Origin of the sequence: Gulosibacter sp. 10, from assembly GCF_900163695.1 — a bacterium.
Classification (GTDB): Bacteria; Actinomycetota; Actinomycetes; order Actinomycetales; family Microbacteriaceae; genus Gulosibacter.
Genome location: NZ_FUIC01000008.1, coordinates 12,653 through 35,928 on the forward strand (window position 1 = coordinate 12,653; position 23,276 = coordinate 35,928).

Annotated in this window: 22 protein-coding genes and 1 pseudogene; 7 read left to right on the plus strand and 16 right to left on the minus strand. The window is 72.0% G+C overall.

What is annotated here, in order from left to right:
* Nucleotides 1-100: 100 nt before the first annotated feature.
* Complete coding sequence (locus FM112_RS02535; protein WP_254910335.1) at nt 101-2,182, plus strand: type IIA DNA topoisomerase subunit B; 2,082 nt, start codon at nt 101-103, stop codon at nt 2,180-2,182.
* 47 nt (nt 2,183-2,229) lie between these two features.
* Here the strand turns inward: FM112_RS02535 and FM112_RS02540 are convergent, their stop codons facing one another.
* The 3 genes from FM112_RS02540 to FM112_RS02550 form a co-directional block, all read right to left on the minus strand.
* Nucleotides 2,230-2,859 carry an HAD family hydrolase gene (locus tag FM112_RS02540; protein ID WP_087002999.1) on the minus strand — a complete coding sequence of 210 codons (630 nt, stop codon included), beginning with the start codon at nt 2,857-2,859 and terminating at the stop codon, nt 2,230-2,232.
* Nucleotides 2,860-2,908: 49 nt separating this feature from the next.
* Nucleotides 2,909-4,279, minus strand: a complete 1,371-nt coding sequence (locus FM112_RS02545) for a S1C family serine protease (protein WP_254910336.1) — start codon at nt 4,277-4,279, stop codon at nt 2,909-2,911.
* A 100-nt stretch (nt 4,280-4,379) separates the two neighbouring features.
* Nucleotides 4,380-5,327 carry a DUF4031 domain-containing protein gene (locus FM112_RS02550; RefSeq protein ID WP_087003005.1) on the minus strand — a complete coding sequence of 316 codons (948 nt, stop codon included), beginning with the start codon at nt 5,325-5,327 and terminating at the stop codon, nt 4,380-4,382.
* Between the two features lie 69 nt (nt 5,328-5,396).
* Between FM112_RS02550 and FM112_RS02555 the strand changes: the two genes are divergently transcribed.
* The 3 genes from FM112_RS02555 (at nt 5,397) to FM112_RS02560 (ending at nt 7,149) form a co-directional block, all read left to right on the plus strand.
* The gene (locus FM112_RS02555; protein WP_176386632.1) at nt 5,397-6,122 is read left to right on the plus strand and encodes a M50 family metallopeptidase; all 726 of its coding nucleotides are present in this window, start codon (nt 5,397-5,399) and stop codon (nt 6,120-6,122) included.
* Between the two features lie 262 nt (nt 6,123-6,384).
* Entirely contained in the window at nt 6,385-6,564 is a 180-nt protein-coding gene (locus FM112_RS16755) for a hypothetical protein (RefSeq protein ID WP_140400548.1), read from the plus strand.
* Nucleotides 6,565-6,660: 96 nt separating this feature from the next.
* Nucleotides 6,661-7,149, plus strand: coding sequence for an SRPBCC domain-containing protein (locus FM112_RS02560; RefSeq protein ID WP_087003007.1), 489 nt, complete (start codon nt 6,661-6,663; stop codon nt 7,147-7,149).
* Nucleotides 7,150-7,212: 63 nt separating this feature from the next.
* On the opposite strand, the gene FM112_RS02565 is transcribed toward FM112_RS02560, so the two are convergent.
* Nucleotides 7,213-7,989, minus strand: coding sequence for an SDR family oxidoreductase (locus FM112_RS02565; protein WP_176386633.1), 777 nt, complete (start codon nt 7,987-7,989; stop codon nt 7,213-7,215).
* A 67-nt stretch (nt 7,990-8,056) separates the two neighbouring features.
* On the opposite strand from FM112_RS02565, the gene FM112_RS02570 reads away from it, so the two are divergent.
* A complete protein-coding gene (locus tag FM112_RS02570) occupies nt 8,057-8,806 on the plus strand; it encodes a glycerophosphodiester phosphodiesterase family protein (protein WP_176386634.1) in 750 nt (249 codons plus the stop codon).
* Between the two features lie 126 nt (nt 8,807-8,932).
* A pseudogene (locus tag FM112_RS17495) lies at nt 8,933-9,277 on the plus strand (RNA polymerase-binding protein RbpA); the annotation flags it as partial.
* Between the two features lie 249 nt (nt 9,278-9,526).
* On the opposite strand, the gene lnt reads toward FM112_RS17495, so the two are convergent.
* The 11 genes from lnt to FM112_RS02630 form a co-directional block, all read right to left on the minus strand.
* Complete coding sequence (lnt, locus tag FM112_RS02580; RefSeq protein WP_254910337.1) at nt 9,527-11,161, minus strand: apolipoprotein N-acyltransferase; 1,635 nt, start codon at nt 11,159-11,161, stop codon at nt 9,527-9,529.
* On the minus strand, nt 11,158-13,590 hold the full coding sequence (locus FM112_RS02585; RefSeq protein ID WP_087003016.1) for an RNA helicase: 2,433 nt from the start codon (nt 13,588-13,590) through the stop codon (nt 11,158-11,160). Before FM112_RS02585 ends, lnt begins: the two co-directional genes overlap by 4 nt.
* A 71-nt stretch (nt 13,591-13,661) precedes the next feature.
* A complete protein-coding gene (tatC, locus tag FM112_RS02590; protein ID WP_254910338.1) occupies nt 13,662-14,492 on the minus strand; it encodes a twin-arginine translocase subunit TatC in 831 nt (276 codons plus the stop codon).
* An 8-nt stretch (nt 14,493-14,500) separates the two neighbouring features.
* Nucleotides 14,501-14,770 (minus strand): Sec-independent protein translocase subunit TatA, encoded by a 270-nt coding sequence (gene tatA, locus FM112_RS02595; RefSeq protein WP_087003024.1) that lies wholly within the window; start codon nt 14,768-14,770, stop codon nt 14,501-14,503.
* Nucleotides 14,771-14,773: 3 nt separating this feature from the next.
* Nucleotides 14,774-15,139 carry a hypothetical protein gene (locus tag FM112_RS02600; RefSeq protein ID WP_087003027.1) on the minus strand — a complete coding sequence of 122 codons (366 nt, stop codon included), beginning with the start codon at nt 15,137-15,139 and terminating at the stop codon, nt 14,774-14,776.
* A gap of 11 nt (nt 15,140-15,150) precedes the next feature.
* Nucleotides 15,151-16,128, minus strand: coding sequence for a YafY family protein (locus FM112_RS02605; protein WP_087003030.1), 978 nt, complete (start codon nt 16,126-16,128; stop codon nt 15,151-15,153).
* Nucleotides 16,125-17,141: a YafY family protein gene (locus FM112_RS02610; RefSeq protein ID WP_140400549.1), complete on the minus strand. Its 1,017-nt coding sequence runs from the start codon at nt 17,139-17,141 to the stop codon at nt 16,125-16,127. Before FM112_RS02610 ends, FM112_RS02605 begins: the two co-directional genes overlap by 4 nt.
* Before the next feature lie 21 nt (nt 17,142-17,162).
* Nucleotides 17,163-18,137, minus strand: a complete 975-nt coding sequence (locus tag FM112_RS02615) for an FKBP-type peptidyl-prolyl cis-trans isomerase (protein WP_087003036.1) — start codon at nt 18,135-18,137, stop codon at nt 17,163-17,165.
* A 27-nt stretch (nt 18,138-18,164) separates the two neighbouring features.
* Nucleotides 18,165-19,097: an FKBP-type peptidyl-prolyl cis-trans isomerase gene (locus FM112_RS02620; RefSeq protein ID WP_087003039.1), complete on the minus strand. Its 933-nt coding sequence runs from the start codon at nt 19,095-19,097 to the stop codon at nt 18,165-18,167.
* Nucleotides 19,094-20,197, minus strand: a complete 1,104-nt coding sequence (locus FM112_RS02625; protein ID WP_087003042.1) for a tRNA (adenine-N1)-methyltransferase — start codon at nt 20,195-20,197, stop codon at nt 19,094-19,096. The genes FM112_RS02620 and FM112_RS02625 overlap by 4 nt, the downstream gene beginning before the upstream one ends.
* Nucleotides 20,198-20,264: 67 nt before the next feature.
* Nucleotides 20,265-20,963: an HAD family phosphatase gene (locus FM112_RS02630; RefSeq protein WP_087003455.1), complete on the minus strand. Its 699-nt coding sequence runs from the start codon at nt 20,961-20,963 to the stop codon at nt 20,265-20,267.
* Nucleotides 20,964-21,036: 73 nt separating this feature from the next.
* On the opposite strand from FM112_RS02630, the gene FM112_RS02635 reads away from it, so the two are divergent.
* Nucleotides 21,037-21,960 carry a PAC2 family protein gene (locus FM112_RS02635; protein WP_176386635.1) on the plus strand — a complete coding sequence of 308 codons (924 nt, stop codon included), beginning with the start codon at nt 21,037-21,039 and terminating at the stop codon, nt 21,958-21,960.
* A 58-nt stretch (nt 21,961-22,018) separates the two neighbouring features.
* Here the strand turns inward: FM112_RS02635 and mshC are convergent, their stop codons facing one another.
* Nucleotides 22,019-23,263, minus strand: coding sequence for a cysteine--1-D-myo-inosityl 2-amino-2-deoxy-alpha-D-glucopyranoside ligase (gene mshC, locus FM112_RS02640; protein ID WP_087003050.1), 1,245 nt, complete (start codon nt 23,261-23,263; stop codon nt 22,019-22,021).
* Nucleotides 23,264-23,276 lie beyond the last annotated feature (13 nt).

Here is a 23,276-nt window from a genome sequence, read left to right on the forward strand (position 1 = left end):
GAGTCTATCGCGGAGCGGCTCCGTTCGGCCCGAGCGCGGTGTGGTGCCGAGCCGTGTCCGGGGTATGCCATACCCTGTGTGCTGGAGAAGAAGGAGCACCGTGACGGAAGCGTATTCGGCGGCACAGCTGCAGGTCCTCGAGGGGCTCGAGGCGGTTCGGAAGCGGCCCGGCATGTACATCGGGTCCACCGACTCGCGCGGCCTCATGCACTGCCTGTGGGAGATCATCGACAACTCGGTCGACGAGGCGCTGGCCGGCCACGGCCGCCGCATCGAGGTGATCCTGCACGAGGACGGCTCCGTCTCGGTCCACGACGAGGGCCGCGGCATCCCGACCGACGTCGAGCCCCGCACGGGCTGGACGGGCGTGCAGGTGGTCTTCACGAAGCTGCACGCCGGCGGCAAGTTCGGATCGGCGAACTACGGCGCCGCGGGCGGCCTCCACGGCGTCGGCGCCTCGGTGGTCAACGCGCTCTCGGCGCGGCTCGACGTCGAGGTGGACCGCGGCGGCAAGACCCTGGGGATGAGCTTCCAGCGTGGGCACGCCGGCGTGTTCGAGGACGGGGGAGCGCCCTCGCCGGACGCGGCCTTCACGGAGACCCCGGGCAAGGCGGATCTGCGCGTGGTCGGCAAGACGAAGAAGGGCGTGACCGGGACCCGCGTGCGCTACTGGGCGGATCCGCAGGTGTTCGTGCGGGACGCGCAGTTCCAGGTCGAGCAGCTCCGCGATCGCGCCCGGCAGACCGCCTTCCTGGTGCCCGGCCTCGAGATCGTGCTCGAGGACCGCCGCGATCCGGAGGCGCCCACCACCGAGCGCTTCCAGTACGAGGGCGGCATCTCCGAGTACGTCGAGTACCTCGCCTCCGACGGCGCGCTCACGGACGTGTGGCGCATCGAGGGGGAGGGCGGCTACACCGAGACCGTGCCGGTGCTCGACGAGAGCGGGCACATGGTCTCCCGCGAGGTCGAGCGCACGATGCAGGTCGATCTCGCCCTGCGCTGGGGCGTCGGCTACGAGACGGTCGAGCGCAGCTACGTGAACATCATCGCGACGCCCAAGGGCGGCACCCATCTGTCCGGCTTCGAGAACGGCCTCCTCCGCACGGTCCGCGAGGAGGTGCAGAAGAACGCCCGCCGGCTCAAGGTGGGCAACGACAAGATCGAGAAGGACGACGTCCTCGCGGGGCTCACGGCCGTCGTGACGGTGCGCATCCCCGAGCCGCAGTTCGAGGGGCAGACCAAGGAGGTGCTCGGCACCCCGCAGGCCCGCACGATCGTGCAGAAGACGATCAGCGAGGGGCTGAAGCAGCGGTTCTCCTCGACGAAGCGGCAGGACAAGACCGAGGTCTCGATGCTGCTCGAGAAGATCGTCACCGAGATGAAGAGCCGCATCGCGGCTCGCGCGCACAAGGAGACCCAGCGGCGCAAGAACGCCCTCGAGAACTCTTCTCTGCCGAGCAAGCTCGTCGACTGCCGGGTCAACGAGGTGGAGCGCTCGGAGCTGTTCATCGTCGAGGGCGATTCGGCGCTCGGCACGGCGAAGCCCGCGAGGAACTCGGAGTTCCAGGCGCTGTTCCCCATCCGCGGCAAGATCCTCAACGTGCAGAAGGCCTCGCTCGCCGACATGCTCAAGAACGCGGAGTGCGCGAACATCATCCAGGTGCTCGGCGCGGGATCGGGGCGCACCTTCGACCTCTCGCAGATCCGCTACGGCAAGGTGATCATCATGTCGGATGCGGACGTCGACGGCGCACACATCCGCACGCTGCTGCTCACGCTCTTCTTCCGCTACATGCGCCCGATGCTCGAGGACGGCCGCGTGTTCGCGGCCGTGCCGCCGCTGCACCGGGTGGTCGTGATGCACCCCGGCAAGAAGCCGAACGAGACGATCTACACGTACTCGGAGCAGGAGCTGCAGCGACTGCTCGCGAAGCTCGAGCGCACGGGGAAGAAGTACCAGGAGCCCATCCAGCGCTACAAGGGCCTCGGCGAGATGGACGAGGACCAGCTCTGGGAGACCACGATGAACCCGGAGCACCGCCTGCTCCGACGCATGACCATGTCGGATGCGGCCGAGGCCGAGGAGGTCTTCGAGATCCTCATGGGCAGCGAAGTGGCTCCGCGCAAGGAGTTCCTCGTCGAGGGCGCGCAGGAGATCGACGCCCAGCTCATCGACACCTAGGCCGCCGCGAGGGGCCGATCGGCGCCCCGTCAGAGTGCTCGGCCCCGTCAGTGCTCGGGGTGGAGCAGCCGCTGCAGGTCGATGAGCGAGCCGATGGCCTGCACGCCCTCGGGCAGCGGGCTGCCGGGCGTGTGCAGCTGCACCGCGCGCAGGCCGGCCGCGGTCGCGGCGAGCGTGTCGAGATCCCGGTCGCCCACGCCGAGGCACTCCCGGGGATCGAGCCCATGGCGCCGCAGCAGCTCGAGGTGCATGGAGGGGTCCGGCTTGCGCGGCATGGTCTCGGACGCGCAGACGACGTCGTCCACCCGCAGACCCGTCACGCGGATGAGCATCGTGGCGCTCGCCTCGTCGCGATTCGTCACGACCAGGTTCATCCCGCGCAGCCGACGCACCTCGTTCATCGCGCGCATCGCGCCCGGCATGATCGGCGCGGGCGTCTGCGCCCATTCCCGCTTGAGCCGCTCGTAGGCGTCGTGGAACTCCTGCGGCTCGATCCCGTAGCGGGCGGCGAGCACGTCGATGGTCGAGCCGATCGAGGCGTTCAGGAGGCGCTGCAGCTCCGGCTCGGTGAGCAGCGCCCGGTGCGCTTCCAGCACCCCCAGGAAGGCTCGTCGGATCGACGGGTAGGAGTCCACGAGCGTGCCGCCGAGGTCCCAGAACACGTGCCGAATTCGCATGCCGCCATTCTCGCGGATCCGGCTCCGCGCGAGATGCGAGGGAACCCGATCAGTCGCCGAGGTCGTCCGAGACGCCCATCGTGACGTCGATCTGCTGCTCCTCGCCGTCGCGGACGACCGTGAAGGTCGCGACCTCGTCGGCGTTCAGGGTGCGGACGGTGCCGACGAGGTGCTCGGACCCGGTGATCGGCTTGTCGTTCACGGCCACGATGAGGTCGCCCTCCTCGATGCCCGCGGATTCCGCGGGGCTGTCGGCGACGACCTCGCGCACCTCGGCCCCGACGATCGCGCTGCCCTCGAGCTCGGCCGTGCCGTTCGTCGTCTTGGTGCCGAGGAAGGCGTGCTGCACCTCGCCGGTCTCGATGAGCTGCTCGGCGATGTTGGCGGCCAGCTGGATGGGGATGGCGAAGCCGATCCCGATGCTGCCGGAGGACTGCCCGCCCTGGCCGAGCGTCGCGATGGCGGAGTTGATGCCGATGAGCTGCCCGGCCGCGTCGACCAGCGCGCCGCCGGAGTTGCCGGGGTTGAGCGGGGCCGAGGTCTGGATGGCGTTCGTGACCACGAGGCTGTCCGAGGACTGGCCGGTGGAGACCGGGCGGTCCAGCGCCGAGACGATCCCCGTGGTGACGGAGCCGGAGAGGCCGAGGGGGCTGCCCACCGCCATGACGTCGTCGCCGACCGTGATCGCTTCGGAGTCGCCGCGGGCGATGGCCGTGAGCCCCTCGGGGATCTCGTCGAGGCGCACGACCGCGAGATCGGTGGCGGCATCGGAGCCCACGAGCGTGGCGGGATACGCACGGTTGCCCACGAGCACGGTGATGTCGCCCTCCTCGGCGGCGGTTGCGATGACGTGGTGGTTCGTGAGGATGTGGCCCTGGTCGTCCCAGACGACGCCGGATCCCTGGCTGGTGCCGTCGGCTCCGGAGACCTGGAGCGAGACGACCGATTCGGAGACGGCCTCCGCCACGGCGGTCCAGTCGGTGCCGCCGCCCTCGCCCTGTACGACCGTGGGGGAGGAGCCCCCGATCGCGGGCGCCGCGAGATGCATGCCGTAGGCGCCTCCGGCGCCGCCGACGAGGCCCGCGAGGAGCGCGCCGATGAGCAGTACGGAGGCCCGCGGCGCGCGACGCGGCTGCTGCGCGCGCACGGCTCCGGCGGCAGGACTGTCCGGGCCGCCGGCCGGGGGAGCGCCGAGCGGGGCCGTCTCCGGGCCGCCCGCGGGGGGATCGGCGGGCGCCGGAGCGCCGGATGCCGGCGCCTCGGGCGTCGGACCGCCCGCCGCGGCCGCATCCGAGGAAGGGCCGGCCGGCCCCGCGGCTCCCGCCGCCGACGATGCGGACGTCGGCGGGACGCCGTACTGCGAGGGGAGGGGCGGCAGCGGAGGCATGTCGTCGCCAGGGCGGGATTCCGGTCCGGTCATTGAAGAGCGTGCTTTCTGCGATGGTTCGGGGGAGGAGCGTCGAACCGCTCCGGGCTCCCGAAGGGGCCCACTGCATCCTGCTCGCCGACGCCTGGATTTTCTATGACAGCCCGCTTCGGGAAAGCCGGTCGATCTCGAGCGCGAGGTTGCGCCGGGCCCGCTGCTCCCAGAGGGCGCGGGCCTCGTCGGTGCGGTAGATCCTCGGCCGATCCAGGTAGCGGAGCAGGATGCGGGCGCGCCCCCGGCGGAAATCGGCGTCGTCCACGTGCGCGTACTCCTCGCGCACGGCGTCGGCGTAGTCGCGATACCGGCGCTCACCGGCGGCGAAGACCGACAGATCGGCGTCGAGCAGCGGGGCGAGGGGGAGCGGGGCCTCGGAGACCTCGGCGGCCGGATCCGTGGCGAGGACGTAGTCGCGCACGGCGGTCGCCTCCGCGTCGCGGCCGAGCACCGCGGCGATGCGCTCGTGGGCCAGGGCGGCCGAGGCGCGCTCGTCGTCCTCCCGGCCCCGGTAGACGGCGTCGTGGAACCACGCCGCCAGCAGCGCGGTCGGCTCGACGACGGCACCTGCGAGCCGCAGCTGGTCCAGTGCGAGGAGGACGTCCTCGAGATGCCGCTCGTCGTGATAGCGGCGGTGCGGCTCGTTCCAGCGGCGCACGAGCTCGTCGCCGAGGCCGTCCCACGCGTCCCGCCGGGGTCCGGGATCGTCCTCGATGCCGAGCATGCCGCCGAGGGCCGCCCACTCCTGCAGCAGGTACAGGCGGCGCGCGTCGGCTCTGGCGCCGTCGCGATCCCGCGCGCGGATGCGGAGGCCGGAGACGATGAGCCTGCGGACCAGCTCGCCGCCGGACACGGCCCGCGCCCCGGCGGATACCGCGGCCTCGTAGGACGACTCGGCCACGTCGTAGTGGTCGAGGTCGAAGCTGCGCCGGGGGAGCCGCAGGCGCCGCGCGAACCCGTGCAGCTCCGCGACGCTCGTATCGGAGATCAGGTGGCTCCAGCGCGTGCCGTGCGCCGGCCAGCTGGGCGGATCGATGAAGACGGCCATCGGCCAAGCCTAGCGAGCGTGCGGGGGAGCGGTGGCGCCGTTCGGCCGGGGGCGCTAGCGTCGTCCATCGTGAACGCATCCGAGACCCCCTGGTACGAGCACCTCTGGGAGCGCGTGGCGCCCGCGGGGGAGCCCGTCGAGCTGCCGCAGGCCGCGGTGCTCGTCGTGCTCGCGGTCGCTGCGGCCGTGGTGCTCGTCCCGGTGCTCTGGCTGCGGCTGCGGCTCGTCGTCACGCTCGTGCACGAGCTCGGCCACGCGATGATCGGCCTGCTCGCGGGCAGGCGGTTCAACGGCTTCGTGCTCAACGGCGACATGTCCGGACACGCCGTGACGACGGGGCCGACTCGCGGCTTCGGGCGCGTGGCGACGACCTGGGCGGGCTATCCGGCGCCGGCCGTGGTCGGCGCCGTGCTCGTGTGGCTCTCGGTCCGGGGGTGGGCGGCCCCCGCGCTGACGATCGCGCTCGTGCTGCTGCTCGTGTCCTTCGTGCGGGTGCGCTCGTGGCTCACGGCGCTCATCATGATCATCGCGCTCGGCGCGACCGGGGCGCTCTGGTGGTTCCGCGACGACGAGCTCCAGGCGCCGATCCTGCTGGCCGTGGGCATCGTGCTCGTCGTCGGCGCCTGGCGGCACCTGGCGGCCGTCTTCGCCGGCGGCGGCCCCTCGAGCGATCCCGGCGTGCTCGCGCAGCTCACGCGCGTGCCGGTGTGGCTCTGGAACGCGTCCTTCGCGCTGGTGTGCGCCGGCGCGACGCTCGTCGTCGTCCTCGTGCTCCGGGAGCTGCTGCCCGGCTAGCGGGAGCTCATGCCGGCCCGGTCGATCGTCGTGGCGGGGAGGGGAGCCGTCGTCCGCGAGGCGGAGCGGACCGGATGGGGCGGCTCTCCCGGGTGCACGAGTTGGATTGTCATAATGTGCATTATCGGATATCGCCCGTAGGCATGCGGGGTGCCGCGCCGCCCGCCGTGCGCGTGGCATCCCTGGAATCGCGTAGTATGAGTGCATTCATTCGCGCCCGCCGCGAAGAGTTCGTACTTCTCGTCACGTTTGGAGATTCTCTGTGAGCGCCCTCATCGCCATTGGTTGCATGATCGTCTTCGCCGCTGGCATCGCATGCTACCCGCTGGCCTTCCACATGGATTCCGATCTGCTCTCGCTGCTCGTGTTCTCCGCCGGCGTCCTGCTCAACGCGCTCGCATTCTTCATCCCCTGGCAGCTCGTCGGCCACAGCCGCAAGTAGCTCGAGGCACTCCTTCGATGCGCCGCTGGTTCATTCCGGTGGCGCATCGCTTCGTCTCGGCCGAACCGGCCCCCGGAAACGCGATCGGACTGACGCATGCCCTTCACGCCATCGCTCGACATCTCCATCCGCTTCCGCGCCGATGCGGAGATCGTCTGGGCGGCGCTCGTCGACAAGAAGCTCCGTCGCGACTGGTGGCCGCACGTGCGGATCCGCACGCCGGAGACGAGCTCCAAAGTCACCGGAAAAGGTGATTTTTCCCTGGTCAACCCGGAAAAAGAGCGCTCCTGGTCCCGTGCCGAGGCCAGCGGGAGCATCACGAAGATCAAGGCGCCGCGCAAGATCCGCGCCGATCTGGTCTCGCAGCCCGGCGGGTTCGAGACCGCGCTGCGCATCGATCTCACCCAGCTCGAGCGGAAGACCAAGCTGCAGCTCGTAGAGCAGGGCTTCCCCGAGGGCAGGCACTGCGAGCGCATCGTCGCCGAATGCCGCGACTGGTGGCGCGCGATGCTCGAGGCGCTCGACGACTACCTCGCCGAGCCGGAGAACGTCGAGCGGATCGAGCGCCGCATCCGCGCGGGATAGCGTCCCGGCCCGCCCGTCGAGGCGGAGGACGGGCGGGCCGAATGCGAAGCGGCGCGCGGAGGGCTACTCGGCGGTGAAGCTCGAGAGGTCGCCGATCAGCCGCAGGTGATCCGCGGGCACGGGCTCCACCGCGGCCTTCGCGACCTCCGCCGCGAACTCGGCGACGTTGAGGAGCTTGCCGGCCTGCGCACGGCGCTCGTCGATGGCCCCGGGGTTGAGCCGGTTGAGGAGCGTCGCGGTGATGGTGCCCTCGATCATGTCGGCGGAGACGACGACGAACGAGATGCCCTCGGCCTCGAGCTCGGGCACGAGGGCGAGCAGGGCCTGCTCCCCCGCCTTCTTCGACCGAGCGACGGGCTCGTACTCCGGCATGGTCGGGGTGGTCTCGATGAAGTGCGCCTGGTGGCTCGTGACGAACACGACGCGAGCGTCCTCGGCGAGGACGCGACGGGCCGCCTGGAGCATGCCGACCTGCGCGTCGCGGTTGAGGCGCAGCGCGTAGTCCTCCCCCAGGTTCGACTCCATGCCGCCGGAGGCGTTGAGCACGAGGATGTCGAGCCCGCCGAACTCGCGCTCGACGGTGTCGATCATCGTCTGCACCGACGCCTCGTCGGTGAGGTCGGCGCCGATGGCGATGGCGGTGCCGCCCGCGGCGTTGATCGCGTCGACGAGCTTCTTCGCCCGCGCCTCCTTGTTGCGGTAGTTGATGACGACGCTCGCGCCGGCCTCCGCGAAGAAGCGGGCGGTGTCGGCGCCGACGCCGCGCGAGGAGCCGGTCACGAGGACGCGCTTGCCGGTCAGCGAGCCGGGCGCGAGGGGGGATTCGATTGCTTCAGCCATGCGAGCGAGTGTACTGTGCCGAGCGCGTCGCAGCGGCGCTTCAGGTGGCGCGGTGCAGACTTGGGCCATGAGGTATTTCGAGCCGACGCCGCCTCGGATCCTGGCCCATCGGGGACTGGCACTCGAGGCGCCCGAGAACACGCTCGCCGCGTTCCGCGCCGCGTTCGATATCGGCGTCACGCACATGGAGACCGACGCGCACGTCACCAAGGACGGCGTGGCCGTGCTCTGGCACGATCCGACGCTCGAGCGATGGGACGGCTCGAAGACCAGGATCGCCTCGCTCACGCTCGGAGAGCTGCATCAGCGCACCCGGGACGGCCATCAGATGGTCACCGTGTCGGAGGCGCTCGAGGCGCTGCCGGACGCGTTCTTCAACATCGACGTCAAGGATCCAGCCGCCACCGACGCGGTCTGCGACGGCGTGCAGTGGGTGGAGGCGGAGGAGCGGGTGCTCCTCACCTCCTTCAGCGAGGCCACCTGCCGCCGGCTGCGCGCCCGGCTCCCCCTCGCCGCGCACGGCGCGTCCGCACGCCGCGTCGCCGCCGCCGTCTGGGCGATCCTGCGGGGCAACGAGCGCAAGCTCGACCTCGCGCTCGGCGACTGCGACGTCGTGCAGGTCCCGCCGCGGATGGCGCGGGTCGACCTCGTGACGCGCAAGCGCCTGGCCGCCTACAAGCGGCATGTCGACGAGGTGCACGTGTGGACCATCAACGACCCCGGCGAGATGATGCAGCTGCTCGACATGGGCGTGGACGGCATCGTCACCGACCGCGCCGACCGGGCGATGAGCCTGCTCAGCGACTTCCGCGGATAGCCGGCCGCCCGCGCGCCGGCGGTTCCGCCGCCCGGGAATAGTCCCGCGCCCCGCGTCGTTTAGACTGGGTGGATGTGTGCGCGGCGCGGTCTGCGTCGCGCGCGAGGATGTGAAAGGAGTTGCGCCATGGCAGATCGCAGCCTGCGCGGGATGCGCCTCGGAGCCCAGAGCCTGCAGAGCGATGAGGGCGTGGTGCTCGTCGACCACCAGCTGCGCACCTACGCCGCCGAGGACGGCGAGCGCTTCGTCGTGACCTTCGCCGCCGACGCGGAGGCCCCCGAGGTATGGGTCTCCCCGAAGACGGGCGTCGAGGGGCGCCTGCTCGACGCGGAGGGCGACTTCGTGCCCTACGAGGCGCCCGAGGCCAAGCCGCAGCGGACCCACTGGGACATGCTGCTCGAGCGCCGCACCGCGGAAGAGCTCGAGGAGGTGCTGCAGGTGCGCCTCGACTACCTGCGGGAGCGCCGGGGTACGACGGGACGCGCCGCGGCCGCCGACAAGGTGAGCGACGAGGCGGCCGCCGAGCTCGACCTCACGCAGGTGCCCGAGCTGCCGGACCGCGCCCGCGCCCTGACCGCAGAGGAGAAGGTCGCGGCCGAGAAGGCCGCCAAGGCCGCCAAGCGCAAGAAGGCGGCGGCGAACGCGAAGAAGAAGTAGGCGCCCTCGCGGGGTCGGCCGGGCATCGGCCCGGCCCCGCGCGCCGACGAGGCGCCCCGGTCCTCAGCGGCCGGGGCGCTTCGCTGTTCCGGGGGTCCCGGCGGGGCCGCGCCGCGGTGCGAGCAGCACGAGCACGAGACCGAGGCCGGAGACGAGCACCTCGAGGCTCCTCCCCCACAGCATCGCGCCGGTATCGCCGGTCGCCACGGGCAGCTCTACCACGAACGCGCCGGGGGTGTACCAGTCGAGCGCCGCGACCTCGCCGCCGTCCGGGAGATACGCCGCCGACCACCCCACCGTCGACGCCTGCACCGTGGCGCGCCCCGTCTCGACGGCGCGCAGCCGCGCGGTCGCGAGCTGCTGCGCGGACTCCTCCGTGGTCCCGAAGTCGGCGTTGTTGGTGGGTGCGAGCAGGATCCCCGCACCCTGCTCGACCGTCTGCCGCACCAGGGCGTCGTCGACGATGTCGTAGCAGATGAAGACGCCGAACCCGGTCCCGGCCCGCTCGAGCACGTTGCTGCGCGTGCCCGGGGTGTACTCGCGCTGGATGAGTCCGATGAGGTCCGGCGCGAGCGCCATGAAGAACTCGCGGTTCGGCACGTACTCGCCGAACGGGATGGGGTGCGCCTTGTCGTACTCGGCGACGGAGCCCTCCCCCGGCGACCAGAGGAACTGGGTGTTGTAGTACCGCGTGTCGGGGTCCTCGTAGTCGCCGTCCATCGTGACGGTGTTCGCGAGCACCGGCGCCCCGTACTCGGCCGCCAGGCGGTCCAGCGCGGCCGCCGCGCTCGGACTCGCGAAGGGGCTCACGTCCATGGAGCCCTCGGGCCAGAGGATCAGGTCGACGTCCGCATCGGGGTCGACCGCGCGGGTCGCCTCGAGGTGCGCTGCGAGCACCTCCCCCCGCTCCGAGGGGATGAAGTAGCTCGCCCCCGGGGTATCGCCCTGCACCGCGAGCACGCGGACGGTGCCGTCGGTCGGGGTGGGCCAGAGCGGCCAGGCGCACAGCAGGCCGGCCGCGACCGCGAGGGCGCCGAGCCGCAGGCCGAGCTCCCGGGCCCGCGAGCCCGGCCCGCGGCCGATCTCGGGCCCGCGAGGACGACCGGCGAGCAGCAGCTCCACGGCGAAGGCGCAGAACCAGACCATGAGGAAGGAGAGGCCGCTCAGGCCCACCCAGGAGACCAGGGCGGTCAGCGGCGAGTCGGACTGGGACTGCGCGAGCCTGCCCCAGGCGAATCCCCCGTACGGCACCGTCGACGAGAGCGCCTCGCGCAGCGTCCAGATGCCGGCCACCGCGACGGGCAGGGCGCCGAGGGCCCGGATCCCGCCGGGGCCCCGCGCGGAGGGCAGGCGCCGGTAGGCCAGCGCGATGAGGGGGAAGGCCGCCGCCCACCACGCCGCCATGAGCGTCGAGAGCGCGACCCACGGCAGGGCGCCGAGGAACAGGGAGGTCCATTCGACGTGGAGCAGGTAGAAGACGAGGCCGCTGCCGAAGCCGAGCAGCGCGGCGAAGCCCGGACGCTGTCCGCGCACCGCGAGCAGGAGGAGCGTCACCGCGAGCAGGGCCATGGGCCACCAGCCGCGATCGGGGAAGGCGAGCGGCAGCAGCAGCGCGCCGGCAGCGGCGGCGCACGACGCCTGCGCACGGGAGAGCGCATTCGCCGGCGCGGCGAGGTTGGGGCCGGGCAGCGCCGTCACCGGCCTTCCCCGCCGTACGCGACGATGCCCCGCCGGACCAGGTCGCCGGCCTCGCGAGCGGTGCGGGAGAGCCGCCCCGACTCGACCTGGACGATCTGATCGAGCAGGTCCAGCACCTGCTTGCACCAGCGGACGAAGTCGCCGGCGGCGAGCTCGGCGATCTCGAGCACGCGGTCGAGCGGGACGCCCTGGGCCCACTTGTACAGGGCCGGCACGAGCCCCGTGGCGAGCGGCCCCGTGCGCGGCACCCGGTACTCGTGCTCGAGCTCGTCGAGCTTCTGCCACTGCTCCTCGGTCTTCAGCAGCGCCTCGCGGAAGGCGCCCTTCGGCATATGCCCGAGCGGCGGGTTCTCCTCGTCCCGGCGCGGCTCGAACGTGAGCGCGCACGCCATGGCGGCGAGCTGCGGCGCGTCGAGGCCCTGCCACAGCTCCCGCCGGATGCACTCGGCCACGAGCAGGTCCCGTTCGCCGAAGATCCGCTGGAGCCGGCGGCCGTGCACCGTGGCGACGAGCTCGTCGCCGTCCTCGCCGGGCTTGAGATAGCCGAGCTTGAGCAGCAGCTCCGTGAGCCGGTCGAAGGTGCGCGCCACCGCGCCGGTGCGCTGCGAGATCTGCCGCGTGAGGCGGTCGGTGTCGCGCATGAGCTTCCAGTAGCGCTCGGCCCAGCGCGCGTGCTCCTCGCGGCGCGGACAGCCGTGGCAGCCGTGGTCGCGCATCTGCGCGCGCAGCTCCTGCAGCTGCCGGCTGCGCTCCTCCCGCGCGCCGTGGGCGCCGGGGACATCCTTGGGGATGCGATGCCGCTCGAGGTCGCTGAGCCGGCGCCGCAGCGCGGAGTACTCGAAGAAGTCGCCGCGATCGCAGGCCATCGACTCGGCGTAGCCGTCGAGCGCCTCGCGCTGCTGCCGCACCTTGCGCGCGATGTCGACCACCGCGCGATCCGCCTGGAACTGCGCGAAGGAGGACTCGAGCATCGTCCTGGTCCGCTCCCGCCCGAAGCGGTCGGTGAGGTTCACGGTCATGTTGTACGTGGGGCGGAAGGAGGAGTTGAGCGGATAGGAGCGCTTGGACGCCAGGCTCGCGACGGTCTCGGGCTGCACGCCGTCGCGCCACTGCACGATGGCGTGCCCCTCCACGTCGATGCCGCGGCGGCCCGCCCGGCCGGTGAGCTGGGTGTACTCCCCCGCCGTGATCTGCACGCGGGAGACGCCGTTGAACTTCTCGAGGCTCTCGAGCACGACCGTGCGCGCCGGCATGTTGATGCCGAGCGCGAGGGTCTCGGTGGCGAACACCACCTTCACGAGCTTGCGCTGGAAGAGCTCCTCCACGATCTCCTTGAACACGGGCAGCAGTCCCGCGTGATGCGCCGCCACGCCGCGCTCGAGCGCATCCCGCCACTCCCAGAAGCCGAGCGCCGCGAGATCCTCGTCGAGCATTCCCCGCGTGCGCTCCTCGACGATCCAGCGGATCTCGTCCGCCTCCTGCCGAGTGGTGAGGCGGGCGCCCCAGCCCGCGACCTGCTGCACCGCGGCGTCGCAGCCCGCGCGGGAGAAGATGAAGAAGATCGCCGGCAGCAGCTCCATCTCGTCGAGGGTCTCGACGAAGGGGCCGCGGTCCAGCCGGTTGGGCTGCCGGAACGAGGGCCTCGAGCTGCCGCGCTTGTTGGACCGTCCGTGGCCGCCGGTGCCGCGGTAGCGCTGCACCGCCTGCACGAGCTCGGGATTGACCTGCTCGCTGCTCCTGTCGCGCTCGGTGCGGAAGAGATCGAACATGCGCGACCCGACGAGCATGTGCTGGAACAGCGGCGTGGGCCGCACCTCCGAGACGACGACGACGGTGTCGCCGCGCACCGCCTGCAGCCAGTCGCCGAACTCCTCGGCGTTCGAGACCGTCGCGGAGAGCGAGACGAGCCGGACCTCGCTCGGGAGGTGGATGATGATCTCCTCCCAGACCGCGCCGCGGAAGCGGTCGGCCAGGTAGTGCACCTCGTCCATCACGACGTAGGCCAGGTCGTCGAGCAGGGCGCTGTCCGCGTAGATCATGTTGCGCAGCACCTCGGTGGTCATGACCACGATGCGGGCCTGCGAGTTGATGTTCACATCGCCCGTGAGCAGGCCGACCTCGCTCGCGCCGTAATCGGCGACGAGCTCGCGGTACTTCTGATTCGAGAGCGCCTTGATCGGCGCCGTGTAGAAGATCTTCGCGTTGGGGTCGCGCATCGCGAGAAACACCGCGAACTCGGCCACGACGGTCTTGCCCGCGCCGGTCGGCGCCGCCACCAGCACGGAGCTGCCGGCCTCGAGGGACTCGCACGCGGCGACCTGGTAGTCGTCGAGCTCGAAGGCCTGCAGGCTGCGGAACAGCTCCACCTCGCGGTGCACCGCGCGCTGCTTGGAGCGGGCGAACCGCTCCGCCGGACTCAGGTCGGTCACGCCGTCCTCCTCTTTCGGTACTGCGGTCGCGGGGCGGCTCCGAAGCCGCGGGTGCCGTCGATCGGCCGCCCCTACTCGACCGGGAGCTCTGCCAGCGGATCGACGATGCCCAGTCTCTCATCCCGCTTGCGCTGCCGTCGGTCGTGCAGCAGGGCGATGCCCACGGCGAGGAAGTACAGCGCGATCATGGGGACCATGAGCAGGATCATGCTCAGCACGTCCGCGGCCGGGGTCGAGATGGCGCCGAACAGGGCGGCGATGAGGATCGCGATGCGCCAGCCCTTGAGGATGGTCCTCCCGGACAGGATCCCGGCGAAGTTGAGCATCACGAGCAGCACCGGCACGACGAAGGCGACGCCGACCGCGAGGCACAGCGTGAGCACGAACGAGTAGAACGTCTTCGCGTCGTAGAAGACCGTGTCGTCCTCGGGCACGAACATCGCCATCACCTCGACCATGCGGGGCATGAGCACGAAGCCCAGCACCACGCCGCCGAGGAAGAGCGGGATGGCCGCCCCCAGGAAGCCGAGGACGTACCGGCGCTCGCCCTTCTTCAGGCCGGGCATGAGGAACATCCACACCTGGTAGAGCCACACGGGCGAGGCGATGACCACGCCGAGCGTCAGCGCGATCTGCAGCCGCAGATCGAAGCCCGTGGTGACGTTGGCGAAGTTGATCGAGACCCGCCCGCTGCGCGTGGCCTCGAGGATCTCGATGGGGCGTCGGATGATGTCGAGCACCAGGTCCGTGAGGAGGAACCCGCCGATCATCGCGATCACGACGGCGATGGCGCAGATGATGAACCGGTTGCGGAACTCGATCAGGTGATCGGCGAGCCGCATCCGGCCGTCAGGGTTCTTCTTCCTCGAGTACTTGGGGCGCCGCCGGGATGTGGCCGCCATTCCCCCGGCTACCTCGTGGACGTGTCAGAGCCGTCGGAGGGCTTCGGGTCGGCGGCGGACTCCCGCCGCGCCTCGCCCTCGGGCGCCTCCTCGGACGCGGGCGTCGGCTTCGCCTCGCCCGGCGAGTCGTTCTTCATGGTCTTCATCTCGCCCTTGAAGATCCGCATCGACTCGCCGAGGCTCTTCGCGAGCCGCGGCAGCCGGGGCGCCCCGAAGAGCAGCAGGATGATGACGACGAGGATGACAAAGGACCACCCTCCCATATTTCCGAACGGCATTGCCTATCCCTTCTTGGGGGTATCGACCAGATGCCGGAACTGCATCGGGTCGGCGTGGATGAGGCCCTTCGCGCGGTCGAGCTTCCGCTCGCGCTTGGCCTCGCGACGTTCATCGCGGCGGTCGACGAATTCGGAGCGCTCCTGCCGCACCGTGCGCCCGCCCCGCAGCAGGGCCACGGGGCGCCGCCGATAGGGCTCGACGCTCTCCTCGGCGAGTTCCGCGAGCTCGCGCTGCAGCGCCTCGAGGCGGTCCACCTCGGGCATGAGCGCCGCGGCCTTGCGGAGCACGAGGACGGCCCCGAGCACGAGCACGCCGAGGAGGAGGAGGACGAGTCCTCCCCAGATGAGAATCCAGGACCACCACGGCATAGTGCCCAAGTCTACGCCCTCGAGCCCGGGACCGGGCGTGCCGCGTCGATGGCGCTCCGGGCCCAGCTCCGGACGGCGGCGCGCGCCTCCTCGGGCCCCTCCACGACCACGGCGCCCGCGTGCTCGGCGCACAGCTGTGCGAGCACCTGGTAGGAGCGGAAATCGACCGGGCAGTGGGAGAAGCCGTCGTCCTCCGGCTCCGGGAAGGCCCTCCCGGGCGGAAGATACGGCCGCACGGCCGGATACGCGCTCGGGGCCACCGCGAGCCGCACCGTCGCGAGCCGGTGGCCGGAGACCTCGAGCGGCCGGTTCCGGTCCGCCTCCGAGTATTCGCCGATCGGGCTGTCGAGCGCCTCGTGCTCGAGGATGCGGTCGTGGCGGAACCAGCGGAAGCCCCGGCGCTTCGTGCAGTAGGCGTTGAGATAGACCATGGCGCCGCGCACCTCGAGCCGGAGCGGATCGACGACCCGCCATTCCGGGGCGTCGGCGCCCGAGGCGAAGTACCGGATGCGCAGCTGCGCGCCCCGGTCGATCGCGCGCCGGAGGGCGTCGACGAGCGGGCTCCCGCTCCCCTCCGCCGGGGCGTCTGCGTCCTCGCCGCCGCGCAGCTTCGCGGAGAGCCTGTCGATCACCGCGCGCTCCTCCGCGCTCCGATGCTCCCGCAGGGCGTCGAGCCCGATCAGGACGGTGGCGAGCTCCTGCGGGTCGAAGCGGCGGCTGACCCTCGCGGTGGGGTCGTGGGTGAGCCGGACCCAGGGCTCCTCGTCCTCGAGCCCCTCGGCGTCGAAGTCGAACATGCTCTCCGGGCCGAGCAGGGCGGTGCCCGGGAACTCCACGGTCCACAGGAAGTCGATGATGCCCCGCATCCGAACAGCGGAGACGCCGAAGTGCCGGGCCATCTCGCCGAGATCCGCGCCGTGCTCGTGGCGGCGCAGGAAGTTCAGCACCGAGACGAGCAGCACCGGATCGATCTTCGTCGACTCGTTCATCGCGGCTCCGCCTTCCGGTCCTCATGGCATTCGAGCACGCGCTGCAGGCGCCGCGCGACGGCCTCGCGCATCGCGTCGGGCTCGATGACGCGCACCGCGGCGCCCGAGGCGGCGAGCTCGTCGGCGAGCAGTCCGAGATCCCAGTCCCGCAGCTCCAGCTCGACCCAGTCGCCGGTCGACTCGCCCGGATCGGGGGCGTCCACCGCCCGCGACCGCAGTCGCGCGTCGGCCTCCCCCGCGCTCCGCACCGCCACGCGCACCGGCTGCGACTCCGCGAGGGCGTCGAGCTGCGCGGTGAGCTCCGCGGTGGACGGGGCCTCGCGATCGTGCTCTCCGAGCGTCTCGATCTCGCCGAGGATGCGGGCGAGCAGGAAGTTGCGAGCGGCGCCGCGCCGGTGGTCGAACGCGTGGAGGAGCCACCGGCCCCGGTAGACGAAGAGGTGGAGTGCGTCCACGTCCCGGGCCTCCGGCTCGCGCGCCTCCTGCTTGACGTACTCGAAGCCGATACGGCGGCGCTGCGCGACCGCATCGCGCAGGGCGGCGAACTGCGGCGGCGTGGAGACGAGGGTGCGGGGCGCGGACGCGGGGGCGATGCCGCCGGAGTCGCTCTCGCCGAGGAACTTCACGCGGGCGATGGTCGCGGCGTCCCGAACGGCCGGATCCAGCCAGGCCTGCGTGGCCTCGTTGATGAGCAGCGCGTCCTCGGCGGTCAGCTCGAAGCTCGCGCCGCCCGCCGCATCCTGCCGCACCCGGAAGCGCCACTGGGCGCGGTCGCCGGGGGCCAGCGGATCCTCGACGGTCTCGATCTCGATGCCGGTGGCCCGGAGCGCCTTGCGATCGCGCTCGAACAGCTTGTCGAGCGCCTGGGTCCGGCCGCCCTCGGCCTCGAACCGCTCGCGGTAGCCGTCGACCGATTCGAAGATCTCGGCCGAGGACAGCGGCCGGCTCGATTCGAGCAGGCGGATGAGCAGGCGCATCTGGCGGTCGTGCTGCTCCGACAGGGGTGGCTTCATCGACGGGACCATAGGGGCAGGCTACAGAGTCCCGACGATGTCCACGACGAAGACGAGCGTCGCGCCGCCCGGCACGGCGTCGCCGGAGCCCTGCTCCCCGTAGCCGAGTTCGGGCGGGAAGACGGTGACCACGCGGGATCCGACCGTCTGGCCCACGAGCGCGGCCGAGAAGCCTGGTACGACGCGATCGGTCGCGAAGGCGCTGGGCAGACCGCCGCGGCCCCAGCTGGAGTCGAACTCGGCGCCGTCCTCGAAGAGCAGCCCCGTGTACTGGACGGCGACGAAGTCGCCCTCCTCGACCGTGTCGCCGTCGCCCGCCAGCACGACGTCGATCACCTGCTCCTGCGGCGCGGGGCGGTCCGAATGCACGGCGATCTCCGGCTGCTCGCCCGGGAGGGCCGATACCTCGACGAGGTCCTGCGCGGGCTCCCGGGGCTCGCCGTCGGCGGCCTGACCCGACTCGATCGCCAGGACGTCGAGGATGAGCAGCATCGCCGCGACGTCCTCGGCGCCCGTGGCCGTGCCGAGCATCACCGGCGCGGGCACCACGACGGCGACGCGCGAGCCCGAGGGGACCCCCTCGAGCGCGGCCGCGTAGAACGGGGGCAGCTCCGGGTTCTCGAGGGCGAGCGGCGCCTCGACCGGCTGGTACGGCCCGCTCTCCCCCGTGCCGAGGTCGTGGACCTGCTGCTTGACCACCACGGTCGATGCGGAGGAGATCGCGGGGCCATCGCCCTCGACCACCACCTCGCGCTCCATCAGGTCGCCCACGAGTCCCGCATCGGGCAGCGCGACCTCGGGCTCCTCGCCGAGCTCGGCCGAGATCTCCGCGGCGTCGATCGCGTCGCCGCCGTCGAGCACCTCGTAGCTCACGGCCTCGTCCGCCGGTGCCTCGGCGCCGGAAGAGGCGGGCGCCCCCGGCCCCGAGGCGCATGCGCTCAGGCCGAGGGCGAGGAGCAGGGCGCCGACGAGCGGCGTCATGCGGCGGAGTGCCATTCGGTTCTCGTTTCCGGGTAGTCGGCGCTATTCGGCGCCGAGGATGTCGATGACGAACACGACGGCCGCGCCCGTGTCGAGCGCCGACGAGTAGGCGGTCTGCTCGCCCGCGAACGTGCTCGCGGGGGCGACGATCACGACCTGCGAGCCGACGGGCGCGCCGATCAGGTGCTCCGAGATGCCGTAGATGCCGTCCTCGGCGCCGGCGGCGAACTGCAGCGCGGGCCCCGGGTTGCCCCAGGTGGAGAGGAGCTGCCCGCTCGTCTCCCAGTCGAAGGCCGACAGGTGCAGCGTGAGCTCGTCGCCCTCCTGGACCTCCGGACCGAATCCGCGGATGGTGGTCGCCACCCGGAGCTCCTCGGGCGAGGGCTCCTGCGGCATCGTCACGCCCGGCGTGCCGTCGGGCGCCGTCACCACCGCGGGGATCCCGTTCTGCTGGGGGCTGATGCGGCCCGTCGCGGCGGAGTGGTACACGCGGTCGACGTCGGCGGCGACGACGACCTCCTGGGCGAGCGCCTCCTCGGGGGCGCCCTCGGACTGCGCCTCCCCCACGAGCTGCCCGAGGGTCATGGTCGCCTCGACGTGCTGGCCGGACTGCGCGCAGCGGAGCGCCTCCGCGACGCCCTCGAGGCTCGTGGTCTGGCCGTAGGCGTTCATGGGGAAGGAGCCGAGGATGTTCAGGTTCACGGGCATCGACTCGCCGTCCTGCTGATAGCCGGGGACGGTCGGGATGAACTCGGAGCCGTCGACGCCGGTCACCGAGAAGGTGAATTCGGCGATGGCGTTCTCGTCGATCACCGAGCCCGAGCCCTCCCCGGTGTGCGTCACGGGGAACGCCTCCGTGGGCGAGCAGTTCTCGACCCGCTCGCTCGCGGGGATCTGCGCGCACGCGGAGAGCGCGATCAGCGCCCCCGCGCTCAGCGCGGCTGCGGCGGTCTTGCGGAATCCTGCGAGGGTCACTCGGCGACCTTCCCTTCTTCGGTCGTGCCCGGCTGGCTGCCGGTGTCCATTATGTCCCCTTCGGGGCGGCTTTCCGCGGCATCCGAGGCGCGCGCCCGATCGGCGCCCCGGGTCGCCTCGCGGCCGCGCTTGCGCAGCACCTTGTCGCTGACCCGGCGCTCCCCGACCGCCTCGGCGGTCCAGGCCGCGGGATCGCCCGGCGTCCAGGCCTCCGTGTCCTCCGCGGAGGCCGGAGTCTTCGAGCCCCGCTGCTGGCGGGCGGGCAGGACGGTGCCCGGGGCGAGGCGCCTCGCCGAGATGAGGAAGCCGGTGTGCGCCACCATGCGGTGATCCGGGCGCACCGCGAGCCCCTGCACGTGCCAGCCGCGGACCATGGTCTCCTCCGCCTCCGGCTCGGTGTACCGCCCCGTGGCGCGGATCTCCTCGGCGATGCGGGACAGCTGCGTGGCCGTGGCCACGTAGCAGAGCAGGACGCCGCCCGATACCAGGGCGTCGCTCACGGCGGGCAGGCACTCCCAGGGGGCGAGCATGTCGAGCACGACCCGGTCGACGCTGCCCGGCGGGCACGTCTCCGGGAGCGCCTCGGCGAGGTCGCCGAGCACGATCTCCCAGTTCGCGGGGTCCTCGCCCGCCACGCTCACGACGTTGCCGCGCGCCACCTGGGCGAACTCCTCGCGCCGTTCGAAGCTCGTGAGGCGCCCGGTGCCCGCGAGCTGGCGGAGGATCCACACCGACAGCGCGCCGGACCCGACGCCGGCCTCGACCACCCGCGCGCCGGGGCGGATGTCCGCCTTCGCGAGGATCATCGCGGCGTCCTTGGGGTAGATGATCGCGGCCCCGCGGGGCATCGACATGACGACGTCCCACAGCAGCGGCCGCAGCGCGAGGAAGGGCACGCCGCCCGTGGTCTCGACGACGGAGCCGTCGGGCAGGCCGATCAGCTCGTCGTGGTCGATCGTGCCCTGGTGCGAGTGGACCTGCCTGCCCGATTCGAGCCAGGTCGTGGTGATCCTCCCCTTGGGGTCGGTGAGCTGCACCCGCTCCCCCGAGCGGAAGGGCCCGGAGGCCGGAGCGGCGGGCGGGATCGGTGTCTGCGGCATGGGACTCGTTTCGTCGTCTCGGGAGGTCGCGCGCCGTGCCGAGGCGCGCTCCGGGGTGTCGTGCGCGCTAGCGCGCCTGCGCGGCGGCGCTCGCGCGCCCCGCGCGGAACTCGAGGTAGAGCTCTCGCAGCCGGCTCCAGCCGACGCCCTCGAGGGTGTCGACGCGGAGGTACCGCTCGGTGTCCTCGAGCTCGATCTCGAAGGGGATGCCGATCGGCACGGCGCCGGCCGCGACGGCCCCGCCGAGGCCGTTGATGGAGTCCTCGAGCACGATGCAGCCCTCGCTCGGCACCCCCAGGCGCCGCGCCGCGAGCAGGTAGCCCTCGGGATCGGGCTTGCCCCGCCGCACGTCCTCGCAGGTGACGATGTGCTCGAATTCGTGACCGCCGAGGTGCGGGAGGACGGCGTCCACGATGCGCCGGCCCGAATTGGTGACGATCGCCGTCGGCACGCCGTGCGCGCGGAGGTCGTCGAGCAGCTCCTGGGCGCCTGGGCGCCTGGTCAGCCCGCCCTCGATGCGCGCGATGACGCGCTCGGACACGAACTCCCCGATCTCGGGCACCTCGAGCGGCACGCCGAGGCTGCGGAAGAGCTCCGCCGCCGCGGGGAGGGAGGAGCCGATGAGCGCGGCGTCCTGCTCGGGGGTCAGCGGGGGCAGGGAGAAGCGGTCGAGCAGATCCGACTGCGCCTCGATCCAGTAGGACTCGGTTTCGACGAGCGTGCCGTCCATATCCCAGAGAACGGCCGCCGGAGCATTGGCGGTCATATCCGACCAGTCTACGCGGAACCGCAACCCCACGTACCCTGGATGGGACCGTCGACCCCAGGAGTGTTTACCCGTGACAGATTCCGAGTTCCCCGCCGACTTCCGCGCAGGACGCACGCTCGTGCTCTCGCTGCTCGGCTGGAGCGACGCCGGCGAGGCCGCGAGCGAGGCGGTCCGCGACCTGGGACGCAGGCTCGGGATCGCTCGGGTCGTGCACCGGATCGACGACGAGGCGTACTTCGACTACGCCGCCCACCGGCCCCGGTCCGAGTTCGACGAGCATGGCGAGCGGGTCATCCGCTGGCCTTCGACGGTGCTCGCCGGACCGGTGCGGCCCCAGTCCCCCGACGAGGCCGCGATGGCGCCGGGCGAGAGCCGCATCTACACCCTCACCGGCACCGAGCCCACCCTGCGCTGGCGCTCCTACGTCGAGGAGGTCGTCGAGCGCTGCCGCTCGGAGCGGATCACCCGGCTCGTGATCGTCGGCGCGCTGCTCGCGGATGCGCCCCACACCCGCGACATCCAGGTGTTCCTCACGAGCGATCAGCCCGAGGTCCGGGAGGAGCTCGGCATCGAGGCGTCGAAGTACGAGGGGCCGACCGGCGTGCCCGGCGTCATCGCCGATGCGGCGCGCCGGGCCGGCATCCAGGTGGTTTCGATGTGGGCCTCCGTGCCGCACTACACTTCGGGTCCCGACACCGCCTCGCCGAAGGCGCACCTCGCCGTCTTGGACGAGCTCGCGAAGCTGCTCGGCTTCGAGTTCGAGCGGGAGGAGCTCGTCGAGAAGGCGTCGGTCTGGGAGCGGCAGGTGACCGAGGCGGTCGAGGCCGACGAGGACCTCCAGACCTATGTCCGCTATCTCGAGGAGGCCCGCGACGTGGTGGATTCCGAGGCCGCGACGGGCGACGCGATCGCGGCCGAGTTCGAGCGCTTCCTCGCGGCCGACGACTCCGACGACGAGGATCCGCGCCCGCGGGGCAACGAGCCGCGCAGCTGAGCGGCCGCCCGCGACGGTCCGGAGGGCGTCCGGACCGTCGCGGGCCGGACCGCGATGCTCAGAGCCGGATGCCGAGCAGGGCGTCCACCGCCGTGCGCATGGCCGCCGAGGGACGCTCCTGAGCGGCCCACTCGTCGACGAGGCGGATGGCTGCCGGCGTGTCGAGGTCGTCCGCGATCGCCTCGCGGAGCCGCTGCACCGGAGCGTGCTCCGGCGAGGGCTCGCTGCGCGCGGCGGCTGCGCGCCACGTGTCGAGCCTCGCGGCGGCGGCGTCGAGCTCGCCGTCGAACCACTCCCAGTCCTCGCGGTAGTGGTGCGAGAGCACGGCGAGCCGGATGGCGGCGGGGTCGTGGCCCGCGGCCACCAGCTTCGAGACGAGCACGAGATTGCCGAGCGACTTCGACATCTTCGTGCCCTCGTAGGCGATGAGCCCGGCGTGGGCGTAGTGGTCGGCGAAGGGCTTCCCGGTCAGGCCGCTCGCGTGCGCGGCGCTCATCTCGTGGTGGGGGAAGCGCAGGTCGCGCCCGCCCGCCTGGATGCTGACGTGCTCGCCGAGCGCGCCCGTGGCGATGATCGCGCATTCGACGTGCCAGCCGGGGCGGCCGCGGCCGACGGGAGAGGGCCAGCTCGGCTCCTCGGGTCGCGCCGCCCGCCAGAGCAGCGGGTCGAAGGTCGAGCGCTTGCCCTCGCGGTCGGGGTCGCCGCCGAACTCGACGAAGGCCTCGGCGAGGCGCTCCGGCGCGAAGTGGCTCACGAAGCCGGGCTCGTAGAGGCCGCTCGCCTCGACCGCGGCGAGGTCGAAGTAGATGTCGTCGCCGTCGGCGTCCGGGGTTGGCACAGCGTATCCGAGGTCCCGCTCGACGAGCCGGCCGACGGCGTCGGCCGGCTCGACCAGCACGTCCTGGACGCGCACGTAGGAGTCCGGCGGGATGACCCGCAGCGCCGCCATGTCGCTCCGGAAGAGGTCGGTCTGCTCCTGCGCGAGCTCCTGCCAGTCGACGTTCGTGGCGTTCGCGCGCTCGAACAGCGGGTCGTCCACGTCGGTGATGTTCTGCGCGTAGTCCACTTCCACGCCCGACTGCCTGAGGGCGCGGCCGAGCGTGTCGAAAGCCAGGTAGGTGGCGGCGTGGCCGAGATGCGTGGCGTCGTAGGGCGTGATCCCGCACACGTACAGCCGGGCGACGCCGTCGACGGTGCGGACCGGTTCGAGGCGCTCGCTCGCGCTGTTGTGGAGATGCACCGGCACGGGCTCGCCCGCCGGTCGGGGAACGTCGGGGGCTGCCCAGGTCGAAGTCCGAATCACCCGGCCAGTCTAC

What these genes read in the sequence shown, in the direction of transcription:
- FM112_RS02560 (WP_087003007.1), top strand. Translation starts at nt 6,661, where the DNA reads ATGCCCTTCACGCCATCGCTCGACATCTCCATCCGCTTCCGCGCCGAT.
- FM112_RS02605 (WP_087003030.1), bottom strand. Translation starts at nt 16,128, where the DNA reads ATGAACGAGTCGACGAAGATCGATCCGGTGCTGCTCGTCTCGGTGCTG.
- tatA (WP_087003024.1), bottom strand. Translation starts at nt 14,770, where the DNA reads ATGCCGTTCGGAAATATGGGAGGGTGGTCCTTTGTCATCCTCGTCGTC.
- FM112_RS02625 (WP_087003042.1), bottom strand. Translation starts at nt 20,197, where the DNA reads ATGCCGCAGACACCGATCCCGCCCGCCGCTCCGGCCTCCGGGCCCTTC.
- tatC (WP_254910338.1), bottom strand. Translation starts at nt 14,492, where the DNA reads ATGGCGGCCACATCCCGGCGGCGCCCCAAGTACTCGAGGAAGAAGAAC.
- FM112_RS02600 (WP_087003027.1), bottom strand. Translation starts at nt 15,139, where the DNA reads ATGCCGTGGTGGTCCTGGATTCTCATCTGGGGAGGACTCGTCCTCCTC.
- FM112_RS02570 (WP_176386634.1), top strand. Translation starts at nt 8,057, where the DNA reads ATGAGGTATTTCGAGCCGACGCCGCCTCGGATCCTGGCCCATCGGGGA.
- FM112_RS02545 (WP_254910336.1), bottom strand. Translation starts at nt 4,279, where the DNA reads ATGACCGGACCGGAATCCCGCCCTGGCGACGACATGCCTCCGCTGCCG.
- FM112_RS02550 (WP_087003005.1), bottom strand. Translation starts at nt 5,327, where the DNA reads ATGGCCGTCTTCATCGATCCGCCCAGCTGGCCGGCGCACGGCACGCGC.
- FM112_RS02615 (WP_087003036.1), bottom strand. Translation starts at nt 18,137, where the DNA reads ATGGCACTCCGCCGCATGACGCCGCTCGTCGGCGCCCTGCTCCTCGCC.
- FM112_RS02610 (WP_140400549.1), bottom strand. Translation starts at nt 17,141, where the DNA reads ATGAAGCCACCCCTGTCGGAGCAGCACGACCGCCAGATGCGCCTGCTC.
- FM112_RS02565 (WP_176386633.1), bottom strand. Translation starts at nt 7,989, where the DNA reads ATGGCTGAAGCAATCGAATCCCCCCTCGCGCCCGGCTCGCTGACCGGC.
- FM112_RS02630 (WP_087003455.1), bottom strand. Translation starts at nt 20,963, where the DNA reads ATGACCGCCAATGCTCCGGCGGCCGTTCTCTGGGATATGGACGGCACG.
- FM112_RS02540 (WP_087002999.1), bottom strand. Translation starts at nt 2,859, where the DNA reads ATGCGAATTCGGCACGTGTTCTGGGACCTCGGCGGCACGCTCGTGGAC.